Source organism: Gordonia sp. LMA167 (assembly GCF_058130025.1).
In genome coordinates this window covers 5,742,253-5,754,580 of sequence record NZ_CM176708.1, presented here as the reverse complement: position 1 = coordinate 5,754,580, position 12,328 = coordinate 5,742,253, and the positions used below count along the sequence as shown (strand labels likewise).

10 protein-coding genes are annotated in these 12,328 nt (G+C 67.8%); all 10 read left to right on the top strand.

Annotation, left to right across the window (positions count from 1 at the left end; genetic code table 11):
• The first annotated feature begins 109 nt into the window (after positions 1-109).
• Positions 110-1,042, top strand: coding sequence for a hotdog domain-containing protein (locus ACVT6V_RS25790; RefSeq protein ID WP_489901011.1), 933 nt, complete (start codon positions 110-112; stop codon positions 1,040-1,042).
• A gap of 179 nt (positions 1,043-1,221) precedes the next feature.
• Positions 1,222-2,022 (top strand): TIGR03084 family metal-binding protein, encoded by an 801-nt coding sequence (locus ACVT6V_RS25785; protein ID WP_489896918.1) that lies wholly within the window; start codon positions 1,222-1,224, stop codon positions 2,020-2,022.
• Positions 2,023-2,024: 2 nt separating this feature from the next.
• Positions 2,025-3,752: an acyclic terpene utilization AtuA family protein gene (locus ACVT6V_RS25780; protein WP_489896917.1), complete on the top strand. Its 1,728-nt coding sequence runs from the start codon at positions 2,025-2,027 to the stop codon at positions 3,750-3,752.
• Positions 3,752-4,912 (top strand): acyl-CoA dehydrogenase family protein, encoded by a 1,161-nt coding sequence (locus ACVT6V_RS25775; protein WP_489896916.1) that lies wholly within the window; start codon positions 3,752-3,754, stop codon positions 4,910-4,912. The genes ACVT6V_RS25780 and ACVT6V_RS25775 overlap by 1 nt, the downstream gene beginning before the upstream one ends.
• Complete coding sequence (locus ACVT6V_RS25770) at positions 4,909-6,507, top strand: acyl-CoA carboxylase subunit beta (protein WP_489896915.1); 1,599 nt, start codon at positions 4,909-4,911, stop codon at positions 6,505-6,507. The genes ACVT6V_RS25775 and ACVT6V_RS25770 overlap by 4 nt, the downstream gene beginning before the upstream one ends.
• A 7-nt stretch (positions 6,508-6,514) precedes the next feature.
• Complete coding sequence (locus ACVT6V_RS25765) at positions 6,515-8,548, top strand: acetyl/propionyl/methylcrotonyl-CoA carboxylase subunit alpha (RefSeq protein ID WP_489896914.1); 2,034 nt, start codon at positions 6,515-6,517, stop codon at positions 8,546-8,548.
• The gene (locus tag ACVT6V_RS25760; RefSeq protein WP_489896913.1) at positions 8,545-9,732 is read left to right on the top strand and encodes an acyl-CoA dehydrogenase family protein; all 1,188 of its coding nucleotides are present in this window, start codon (positions 8,545-8,547) and stop codon (positions 9,730-9,732) included. Before ACVT6V_RS25765 ends, ACVT6V_RS25760 begins: the two co-directional genes overlap by 4 nt.
• 8 nt (positions 9,733-9,740) lie before the next feature.
• Complete coding sequence (locus tag ACVT6V_RS25755; RefSeq protein WP_489896912.1) at positions 9,741-10,556, top strand: enoyl-CoA hydratase family protein; 816 nt, start codon at positions 9,741-9,743, stop codon at positions 10,554-10,556.
• Positions 10,553-11,182 carry a TetR/AcrR family transcriptional regulator gene (locus ACVT6V_RS25750; RefSeq protein ID WP_489896911.1) on the top strand — a complete coding sequence of 210 codons (630 nt, stop codon included), beginning with the start codon at positions 10,553-10,555 and terminating at the stop codon, positions 11,180-11,182. Before ACVT6V_RS25755 ends, ACVT6V_RS25750 begins: the two co-directional genes overlap by 4 nt.
• A gap of 80 nt (positions 11,183-11,262) precedes the next feature.
• Entirely contained in the window at positions 11,263-12,324 is a 1,062-nt protein-coding gene (locus tag ACVT6V_RS25745) for a YdcF family protein (protein ID WP_489896910.1), read from the top strand.
• Positions 12,325-12,328: the final 4 nt, after the last annotated feature.

Sequence of the window (12,328 nt, the reverse complement as noted above, 5' to 3'; positions counted from 1 at the left end):
GGGAGTCGGCTGTGACCTGTCCTACACCGGCCGCGGCTGAGTTCGGTGCTGCCGAACAGGGGTGATTGGATGAAGGCACCGCCAGATGTCACGTGAGAGTGGGTGCGCCATGGTCGCCGAACCGACCCGAACCGAGGGTCCGCCGCGGACCGACCCGGTCACTGCTTTCGGGGTCGGAAACGTCGCGCCCGCCGGTCACGGCACGGTCGTCGCCGAGCAGCAACTCGGTCCCGTGTTCGCCGATCACCGCGGCCGCATCGACCTGCCGGCACTGGCCGTGCTCTTCGATCACGTCGGTGGTCTGCCGTTCTTCTCCTCGGGCCCGGGTGGCACCCCCTGTGTCCAGGCGAGACTGTCGATGGCGATGCAGGGCCACGTCGGTCTCGACGACCGCGTCACCGCGACCGCCGAACTTCTCATGCACGACGAGGGATTCGGGACCACCCGGGTCGACATCGTCACCTCCACCGGACACATCTGCTGTTCCGGCACCGCACGCAACGTCGCGGTGGGGCGCACCTATGACGCCGATCCGTCCGAGAGTCGCGGCGTCGACGCGCCACCGGACCGGGCGCTCACCCATCTCGTGGATCTCCCGCCCGCGATCGATCCGACCCTGTCCGGTCGGGACATCGTCGAACAGATCGCAGCCGAGGTCCGGGCGGCGGGACCGCTCGTCGACCTCCTCAACGGATGTGTCGAGGTGCTCGACCACGATCGGGGGACGGGCGTCCGGTTCATCGTCGCCACCGAGCCGTGGATGGGCAACGTGTTCGGAACGATGCACGGCGGCGTGATCGCCGCGATCGTGGCTCAGGCCTGTTCCTTCGCCGGCCAGGCAAACGCCGCCGCCGGTGGTGACTACCGCCTCGGTGACCTCGCCATCGGATTTCTCCGCTCGCCGGCGGTCCACGGCGCCGACGTCATCGTCGACGTCACGCCGGTGAAGGTCGGCCGGCGGATCGCCTCCTTCGAGGCGACCATGCACGCACACGACGGCCTGCTGTTGAGCCGCGCCTCGGCGGACGTGCTGTACCGCTGACGAACCGCTGAGATCGCGGATGGGTTGGGCCGTGGTCTCGATACGGCCACTCACTCCGTTCGCGGCCTACTCACGCAGCGCGTGGAGTGGGTGCCGGCTGGGGGCCTTCCCGACGAGCGTCATCGCGAAAACAATCATGCGTGCTTGCTTTTTCCGGACACCTGTGTGACGGTGGTCTCATGTCGATCGTGGACGGACTGTTGGCGGATCTGACCGCACAATCGGAGGAGCTCGACGCCCTCGTGGCGGGCCTCGACGAGCAGGGATGGGCCCGGCAGACGCCGGCCCCGGGATGGACGATCGCGCATCAGATCGCACATCTGTCGTGGACCGACGCCGCGGCTCTCGCAGCGGCCACTGATCCGGATCGCTTCTCCGCCGGACTCAAGGAGGTCGCGAGGAATCCCGAGGGCTTCGTGGACGAGGCCGCCCGGGAGGGGGCCCAGGCGCCGCCCGCGGAGATCCTGGCGAACTGGCGCATCGGACGCCGGAAGCTGGCCGACGCCCTGCGCGACGTGCCCGACGGCGTGAAGATCCCCTGGTACGGGCCGCCGATGTCGGCAGCGTCGATGGCCACCGCCCGGCTGATGGAGACCTGGGCGCACGGACTCGACGTCGCCGACACGCTGGGCGTCACGCCGGAGCCGACCGACCGGATCAAGGCAGTCGTGCACATCGGCGTCCGTACCCGTGACTTCGCCTACCTGGTCAACGGCCTGACCGCACCCGCCCAACCGTTCCGGTACGAGATCACCGCGCCGTCCGGTGAGCTCTGGACGTGGGGACCCGAGGACGCCTCCGAGGTCGTGCGCGGCCCCGCGGTCGACTTCTGCCAGCTGGTGACCCAACGTCGCGCACTGGCCGATCTCGACGTGCAACTCGTCGGCGACGAGGCCGCCCGATGGGCGCGGATAGCCCAGGCCTTCGCCGGGCCGCCCGGCGCGGGCCGGGCGCCAACACACGACGACGCCGGGGTGTGACGATGGCCGACACCAACGCGCAGAAGATCATTCGGGTCGGCAACGCGTCGGGCTTCTACGGCGACCGCTTCTCGGCCGTACGGGAGATGCTCGATGGCGGTGAGCTCGACTACCTCACCGGCGACTATCTCGCCGAACTGACCATGCTGATCCTGGGCCGAGACCGGATGAAGGACCCGAGATCCGGCTACGCGAAGACCTTCCTGCGCCAGATGGAGGACTGCCTCGGCCTGGCCATGGACAAAGGCGTGCGCATCGTGGTCAACGCCGGCGGCCTGAATCCGCACGGCCTCACGGTGGCGCTGCGTGAACTCGCCGACAGCATCGGCGTCAACACCGACATCGCCTTTGTCGACGGAGACGACCTCGTCGATCGCGCCGCCGAACTCGGCCTCGGCACACCGCTGACCGCCAACGCCTACCTCGGTGCATTCGGGATCAAGACCGCCCTCGATGCGGGCGCGGACATCGTGGTCACCGGCCGTGTCACCGACGCATCCCTCACCGTCGGTCCGGCGGCCAGCGAATTCGATTGGGAATACCGCGATCTCGATGCGCTCGCGGGTGCGGTCGTGGCGGGGCACATCATCGAGTGCGGTGCACAGGCCACCGGCGGCAACTATTCGTTCTTCACCGAACTCCCGCAGATGGGACGCCTGGGCTTTCCGATCGCCGAGATCGCGGCCGACGGATCGTCGGTGATCACCAAGCATCCCGGCACCGGGGGCGCGGTGACCGTGGGAACCGTGACCGCGCAACTGCTCTATGAGGTGGGCGGACCCCGCTACCTCGGACCCGACGTCACCACGCGCATCGACACCATCGAGCTCGATCAGGTCGGCGACGACCGGGTCTCGGTCACCGGAGTGGTGGGTGAGGCACCACCGGCGACCACCAAGGTGTCACTGAATCATCTGGCCGGTGTGCGCAACGAGATCACCCTGATCCTCACCGGCCTCGACATCGAGGCAAAGGCGGACCTCTTCAAGGAACAGTTCACCGCCGCGCTGCCGACGGCGCCGGCCGAGATCAGCTGGGAGTTGTCCCGGCTCGACCGTCCGGACGCGGAGACCGAAGAGCAGGCGAGTGCCCTGTTGCGGTGCGTCGTCCGCGATCCCGACGGCAAGAAGGTGGGGCGGGCATTCTCGTCGACGGCCGTCGAGCTGGCCCTGGCGAGTTATCCCGGGTTCACGATGACCGGCCCACCCGGCAACGGAACCCCGTACGGGGTGTTCGAACCCGGCTACGTCGATGCCGATGCGATCGACCATCGGGTCGCGCTCCCGGATGGCGTGGTCGAGCCGGTCCCACCGAGCCCACTGCGCACCGAGGTGCCACCCGACACCGAGGACAAGCCCGCCGAGACCTCCACCGACTGGGGTCCGATGGCGTCACTGCCGTTGGGCACCATCGCCGGTGCCCGCAGCGGTGACAAGGGCGGCACTGCGAACATCGGTGTCTGGGTGCGCGATCCCGAGCACTTCGCCTGGCTCGACGCGACCCTCGACGTCGACCTGCTCAAGCAACTGCTGCCCGAGGTCGCCGACCTGCCGGTGCACCGGTACCGCCTGCCGAATCTGAACGCCGTCAACTTCGTGATCGAGGAGGTCCTCGGCCGCGGCGTCGCGGAGAACGTGCGGTTCGACCCGCAGGCGAAAGGGATGGGCGAGTGGTTGCGGTCACGGCCCGTACCGATACCGGTTGCATTCACCAACCCCGAGGAGAACTAGTGCCGATCAGCAGTCCGGTGTGGGAGACACCGGAGCGCCGCGAATTACGTTCATCTGTCCGCGGTTTCGTCGAGCGACACATCCTGCCATACCAGGACGACTGGGAGCGCGACGGCCTGATCCCCCGTGATCTGCATCGCGAGGCGGCGAAGCTGGGGCTGTTCGGCCTGGGCGTCCCCGAGGACGTCGGTGGCTCGGGCGGAGATCTGATCGACAGTTCCATCCTCGGTGAGGAGTTCCACCAGGCCGGCGCCGCCGGTGGCGTGTTCGCCTCACTGTTCACCCACGGCATCGCGCTGCCGCACCTCATCGCGGCCGGAGATCCCGATCAGATCGACCGTTGGGTCCGGCCGACGCTCGCCGGGGAGAAGATCGGCAGTCTGGCGATCACCGAGCCCGACGGCGGCAGCGACGTGGGACATCTGCGTACCTCGGCGGTCCGCGACGGCGATCACTATGTGGTCAACGGCGCCAAGACCTACATCACCTCGGCGGTGCGGGCCGACTTCGTCACCACCGCCGTCCGCACCGGCGGAACGGGCGCCGGGGGCGTCTCGCTGCTGGTGATCGAGAAGGACACACCGGGATTCACCGTCACCCGCAAGCTCGACAAGATGGGGTGGCGCGCCTCGGACACAGCCGAACTCTCGTTCGTCGACGCCCGCGTCCCGGTCGCGAACCTGGTGGGCGTCGAGAACTCCGGATTCGCGCAGATCGCGGCGGGATTCGTCTCCGAACGCGCGGGTCTTGCGGTGCAGGCCTACGCGAGCGCGCAACGCTGCCTGGATCTGACCCTGGCGTGGGCGCGTGACCGGGAGACCTTCGGCAAGCCGCTGATCGCACGACAGTCCGTGCAGGACACACTCACCGAGATGGCCCGTCGGATCGACGTGGCACGCTGCTACACCCGGGCCGTGATCGAACGCAACGTGACCTCCGACGACGATCTCATCGCCGAGGTCTGCTTCGCCAAGAACACCGCGGTCGAGGCCGGTGAATGGGTGGCGAGCAAGGCGGTCCAGCTGTTCGGGGGCCTCGGCTACATGACCGGCACCGAGGTCGAACGCCAGTACCGGGACATGCGCATCATCGGCATCGGCGGCGGGACGACCGAGATCTTGACCGGTCTCGCGGCAAAACGATTGGGGTACCAGCAATGACAACCATCCGCTCCACGCTCGACGCGGCGGGTGAGGACTTCGCGGCGGCGAGCGAGGCGATGAACACGAAGCTGGCCGAACTCCAGAAAGAGTTCGACAAGGCTCTTGCCGGCGGCGGCGAGAAGTATGTGGCCCGACATCGCAAACGCGGCAAGATGATCCCGCGTGAACGCATCGAACTGCTGATCGACGAGGACTCGGCCTTCCTCGAACTCTGCCCCCTGGCGGCCTACGGCTCCGACTTCCAGGTCGGCGCGTCCGTGGTCACCGGCATCGGTGTGGTGCAAGGCGTCGAGTGCATGATCGTCGCCAACGACCCGACCGTGCGGGGTGGCACCTCCAATCCGTGGACGTTGCGGAAGATCCTGCGGTGCAACGACATCGCGCTGGCGAATCGCCTCCCGGTGATCTCGCTCGTGGAGAGCGGCGGGGCAGACCTGCCCACTCAGAAGGAGGTGTTCATCCCGGGTGGTCGGATGTTCCGGGATCTGACCCGACTGTCCGCGGCCGGTATCCCGACGATCGCCCTGGTGTTCGGCAACTCGACTGCCGGCGGCGCCTACGTCCCCGGCATGAGCGACCACGTGGTGATGATCGAGAACGCCTCCAAGGTCTTCCTCGGCGGCCCGCCGCTGGTGAAGATGGCCACCGGCGAGGACAGTGACGACGAGTCGCTCGGCGGCGCCCAGATGCATGCCCGCCAGTCCGGCCTGGCCGACTACTACGCGGCCGACGAACAGGACGCGATCCGCCTGGGACGGCGCATCGTGTCCCGACTGAACTGGCGCAAGAAGGGGCCGGGGCCGGTTGCCGACGTGATCGGGCCCCGCTATGACACCGAGGAACTGCTCGGCATCGTGCCGTCGGACCTGAAGGTTCCGTTCAACCCCCGCGACGTGATCGCCCGGATCGTCGACGACAGCGACTTCGACGAGTTCAAGGCGGAATACGGCAGCTCGCTGTGTACCGGATGGGCACGTATCCACGGCTATCCGGTGGGCATCCTGGCCAACGCGCAGGGTGTGCTGTTCAGTCAGGAATCGCAGAAGGCCACCCAGTTCATCCAACTGGCCAACCGGAGTGACACCCCGTTGCTGTTCCTGCACAACACCACCGGCTACATGGTCGGCAAGGAGTACGAACAGAACGGCATGATCAAACACGGCTCGATGATGATCAACGCCGTGTCCAATTCGACCGTGCCGCACATCTCGCTGTTGATCGGCGCGAGCTACGGTGCCGGTCACTACGGCATGTGTGGTCGGGCCTACGACCCGCGGTTCCTGTTCGCCTGGCCGAGCGCCAAATCGGCGGTCATGGGCGCCGCGCAGCTCGCCGGGGTGATCTCCATCGTGTCCCGGGCCGCTACCGAGGCGCGCGGTGGTGTCGTCGACGAGGAGGCCGACGCGGCGATGAGGCAGATGATCGAGGCGCAGATCGAGGCGGAGTCGGTGCCGGCGTTCCTGTCCGGGATGCTCTACGACGACGGTGTGATCGACCCGCGGGACTCCAGAACCGTGCTGGGGCTGTGTCTGTCGGCGATCCACAGCGCGCCGGTGGAAGGCACATCCAACTTCGGCGTCTACCGGATGTGAGGCGGAGATGACAACCATCACTTCAGTACTGGTCGCCAACCGCGGCGAGATCGCCTGCCGGGTCTTCACCACTGCCCGCGCCATGGGATTGCGCACGGTCGCGGTGTTCTCCGACCCGGACCGTGACGCACCGCATGTCCGCATGGCCGACGCCGCGGCCCACCTGCCCGGGTCGACGTCGGCCGACACCTATCTCCGTGGCGACCGGATCATCGCGGCCGCCCATGCGGCCGGCGCCGACGCGATTCATCCCGGCTACGGATTCCTCTCGGAGAACGCCGCATTCGCCCAGTCCGTGATCGACGCCGGCCTCACCTGGATCGGCCCGCCGCCCGAGGCGATCACCGCGATGGGATCGAAGGTCAACGCCAAGAAACTGATGGCCGACGCCGGGGTACCCGTGCTCGGCGACATCGACCCGGCAGCAGTCACCGCCGACGACCTCCCACTGCTGATCAAGGCGTCGGCCGGCGGTGGCGGACGCGGAATGCGGATCGTCCGGGCCCTCGACGAGCTGTCGGCGGCCGTCGACGGGGCCGCACGCGAGGCGGAATCGGCGTTCGGGGACCCGACCGTGTTCTGCGAACCGTACGTCGAGCGGGGCCATCACATCGAGGTGCAGATCATGGCCGACACCCACGGTGTGATCTGGGCGGTCGGTGAACGGGAGTGCTCGATCCAACGCCGCCACCAGAAGGTGGTAGAGGAAGCGCCGGCGCCGCTGGTGGAGCGCATCGGAGGTGACCTGCGCGACCGGCTGTTCACCGCGGCGCGTGTCGCGGCCAAGGCCATCGGATACACAGGCGCCGGGACCGTCGAGTTCCTCGCCGACGACACGGGCCGGTTCTACTTCCTCGAGACCAACACCCGACTGCAGGTCGAACATCCGGTCACCGAGCTGACGACCGGAACCGATCTGGTCGAATGGCAGTTGCGGGTTGCGATGGGGGAGAGCCTCGACCAGCAACCGCCTCAGGCGTCGGGGCACGCAATCGAGGTCCGGCTGTACGCCGAGGACCCGGCCACGGACTGGCAACCGCAGTCGGGCACCGTGCACACGATCGAGGTGCCGGCCGACACCCGGTTCGGTCCGCTGCAGCGACCGGGAATCCGGGTGGACGCCGGAATCGAGAGCGGCAGCGAGATCTCGACCTTCTACGATCCGATGCTGGCCAAGGTGATCAGTTGGGCGCCGGATCGTCGGCGGGCGGCGACGATGTTGGCGCGAGCGCTGGCCGATGCTCGCATCCACGGTCCGGTGACCAACCGGGACATGCTGGTCAACACCCTGAACAGCCCAGAGTTCCGCGCCGGTGACACCGACACGGGCTTCATCGACGAGGTAGGTCTGGATCTGCTGTCGGCGCCGCTGGCGACCGGCGAGGACGTGCGCATCGCGGCGACGGCGGCAGCACTGGCCGACTCGGCCGCGGCACCCAAACGCGCCACGGTGCAGGCCGGATTGCCCTCGGGCTGGCGTAATCTGGCATCCGGTCACCAGGTGAAGAGCTACGTCGAGACCCGCCGCGACGAGCAGATCGATGTCCGCTATCGGCGCGGACGGTCGGGTCTGGAACTGCCCGATCTCCCGGATGTGACGGTCGTCGAGGTGACGCCCGAGCGTGTCGTCCTGGAAACCGGTGGCGTGCGACGCACGCTGTCGGTGTCACGCCACGGCGACGACCTCGTGTTCGTCGACCGGCCGGGCGCGTCGGTGGCCCTGCGGCGGGTCCCTCGATTCGTCGATCCGTCCGCAGTGGCCCGTCCGGGTTCACTTCTGGCCCCGATGCCGGGTTCGGTGATCCGGATCGCGGTCACCGAGGGCGACCACGTCACGGCCGGGCAACCACTGCTGTGGCTGGAGGCGATGAAGATGGAGCACACCGTCTCCGCGCCGTCCGACGGTGTGGTGGCCACCCTGTCCGTTGTGGCCGGACAACAACTTTCCGTCGGCGATGTCCTCGCGGTGATCGCCGCAGAGGACATCGTCACCGAGGCCACGGACCAGTCGAACACCCTGACAGAGGAGAAGGTCGGATGACCGAGACGATCGACGACACCGCCCCCAATCCGTTCGTCGAGACCCCCGAGCGTGCTGCGCTGCGCGCATCGGTGGCGGCGTTCGCCGCGAAGTACGGGCAGGAATACTTCCGGAAGTGTGCCCGAGAGGGGCGCAAGACGGACGAGATGTGGAGTGAGGCCGGAAAACTCGGCTTCATCGGGGTCAACCTGCCGGAGGAGTACGGCGGCGGTGGCGCCGGGATGTATGAGCTGTCCATCGTGATGGAGGAGATCGCGGCGGCGGGCGCCGGCCTGCTGATGCTGGTCGTGTCGCCGGCCATCTGCGGCAACGTGATCGCGCGGTTCGGCACCGACGAACAAAAACAGCGCTGGCTGCCGGGACTCGCCGACGGCACGATCACCATGGCCTTCGGCATCACCGAACCCGACGCCGGATCGAACTCGCATCAGATCACCACGACGGCGCGACGCGACGGCGACGAGTGGCTGCTCACCGGACGCAAGGTCTACATCTCCGGTGTGGATCAGGCGGAGGCGGTGCTCATCGTCGCTCGCACCGAGGACGCCAAGACCGGCAACCTCAAGCCGGCGTTGTTCATCGTGCCGACCGATGCACCCAACTTCGAATACACGATGATCGAGATGGAACTGCAGAATCCGGAGAAGCAGTTCCAGCTGTTCCTCGACGATGTGCGGCTACCCGCAGACGCTCTCGTCGGCTCCGAGAACGCCGCACTGAGCCAGCTGTTCGCCGGACTCAACCCCGAGCGCATCATGGGTGCGGCGTCGGCACTGGGTATGGGGCGCTTCGCGCTGGACAAGGCGGTCGCCTACGTCAACGACCGCACCGTGTGGAAGACCCCGATCGGCGCGCATCAGGCGATCGCGCATCCGCTCGCCGAGGGCAAGGTGCAACTGGAGATGGCCAAACTCATGATGCAGAAGGCCGCGACCCTCTACGACGCCGGTGACGACTGGGGTGCCGCCGAGCCCGCCAACATGGCGAAATACGCTGCGGCAGAGGCCTGCGTCAAGATCGTCGACCATGCCGTGCACTCGATGGGCGGCAACGGACTGACCACCGAATACGGTCTCGCGCCGATGTTGAGTCTCGCGCGCATCGCGCGTATCGCACCGGTCAGCCGGGAGATGATCCTCAACTTCGTCGCGCAGACCAGCCTCGGGCTGCCGAAATCGTACTGAGGACGACGATGAACGCTGCAGCAGCGGACGAGGTGGTGCACACCTCGATCGACTCGGGGATCGCCACTCTGGAACTCGACTCGCCGAAGAACCGAAACGCCCTCGGCGCCTCGCTGGTCGAGCAACTCGGTGCCGGACTGGCCACGGCTGCCGACGACCCGGCGGTGCGGGCCGTGGTCCTCACCCATACCGGTGGGACCTTCTGTGCCGGTGCCGATCTGAGCGAGGCGCTCGCGTCGGGGATGTCGGTCGAGGATGCGTCGGCGGCCGGTACGCGGTCGATGATCGATCTGATGCGGTCGATCATCGAGATGCCGAAGCCGGTGATCGCGCGCATCGACGGACACGTGCGCGCCGGCGGTTTCGGGTTGGTCGGTGCCGCCGACATCGCGCTCGCCGGACCGAACTGCACCTTCGCGCTGACCGAATCGCGGCTCGGGCTCGCGCCCTCGGTGATCTCCCTGGTCCTCGTCCCCAAGATGACGGCGCGCTCGGCCGGACGATACTTCCTGACCGGCGAGACGTTCGGCACCCAGACCGCGACCGGCTGCGGGCTGATCACCGAGGCCTGCGCCGACGCCGAGGCCCTGGACACCGCGTTGGCCGACGTCCTCGCCGGTATCCGACGGGCGTCACCGCAGGGACTGGCCGCGTCCAAGGCGCTCGCCACCGCCGATGTCCTGGCGGCCTTCGATCGGGACGCGCAGCAGCGGGCGTCAGAATCTGCCGCCCTGTTCGCCACCGACGAGGCCCGCGAGGGAATGACGGCGTTTCTCGGCAAGCGGCGGCCGAGTTGGGATCTCACCGAACGCGCAGATCCGTGATCGCGGGCACCCGAACGCCGAATCCGCGTGAGCCGCAGCAGGAACGATCACGGCTCACGCGGGAACGTCTGCTGCGTTCGACCATCGAGGCCCTCGCCCACGACGGCTGGACAGCGGCGACGGTGGCGGCGGTCGCCGAGCGCGCCGGTGTGTCACGCGGCGCGGCGCAACACCACTTCCCGACGCGCGAGGCGCTGATCACCGCGGCGCTCGAGCAGATCTTCGACGACATGACCACCTCCGCCTCGAGTCCGGTGGCCGACATCCGCGACGAGCACGATCGGATCGCGGCGGTGGTGACGCGGGCCGTGGAGATCTACACCGGAACCGAATTCAAGGCGGCATTGCAGGTGTGGGCGGCGGCGGCCTCCGATCCTGCGTTGCGCGAGCTCATCCTGCCGATGGAGGCCAGGTTCGCCCGTGCGGCACATCAGATGACCGTGGCCGCATTGGACCCCGAGGGACGCCATCCGCAGACCCATCGGATGGTGCAGGTGACGCTCGACCTCGGACGGGGACTCGGCCTGGCCGACACCCTTTCCGACGACTCGCGACGACGTGCACAGGTCGTCGCATCATGGACCGAGATGGTCAGCGCGGCATTGCAGACGCCGGAGTCGGACTGAACGCTCGTCAGGTGCCGGCCATGGCGTCCCGGAGGATGGGCACTGCAGATACCGGCCCATGATCGGCCGACCCTGGCACCATGAGGGCCATGTACCTTCTCGGGATCGCGCTGTCGGCGTTGATCCTCAGTGGGGTGATCGCCGCGTGGCGTGACCCACGCCGGTTGCGTCCCGGCGTCTACCTGACGGCTGCCGTGAACGTTGCGGTCCTGATCGTGGTGCTCGCCGCGGTGGCCGTGAGCGGCAGCAGGATGACCGGGGCGTGGGTGCTGCTGATCATCGGGATGTGTGGTCTGTTCGCCGTGGTCGCACTCGGTGTCTTCCTGGTGATCAACGGTGCGGTGCTCCTGCGGCGCGAAGGAATTCGTCCACCCACCATGGTGTCGACGGTCCTCGGCGTCATCTTGTTCTGCTATGCCTGGTCGATCATCGTGGCGATCGCTCTCGGGTGGTTCGACCCCGAGCGCAGCAACACCGCGTTGCTGCTGCTCGCGGCGGTCGGCCTACCCGCCGGATACCTGGGTTTCGTGTTGGTCGCCGCGGTGTCGTGGTCGTGGATCTATGCGGGGTGGGCCCGTCGGCGCGCGGGCCGGGAACCCGTCCGGGCGGTGATCGTGCTCGGCGCCGGATTGATCGACGGGCGCGACGTCGGCCCACTGCTCGCCGCTCGTCTCGAGCGTGGACGGGAGATCTTCGAATTCTCCCGTGCGGCCGGCCGATCGCCGCTGTTGGTCTGTTCGGGAGGTCGGGGTGACGACGAGGAGACCTCGGAGGCGGCAGCCATGGCACACTATCTGGAGGCGTCCGGCGTGGACGGTGGGCTCATTCTGCTCGAGGACCGCTCGACCGACACCGCCGAGAACCTGACGATGTCGGCAATGCTGCTTGCGGAGAACCGGATAGGTGCGCCCGTGGCCGTCGTCACGAGCAATTATCACGCGCTTCGCGCCGCGACACAGATGCGGGCGGCGGGAATCGACGGATTCTGTGTGGGAGCCGCGACCGCGCCGTATTTCGTTCCCAATGCGTCGATCCGTGAGTTCGCCGCACTCGTACGCGACCACTGGCGGCTCAACCTCACCGCTGTCATCGCGCTTTCGGTGCCCTGGGTGCTCGGTCTGTGGGCTGTACTGGAGCGCTGAACTC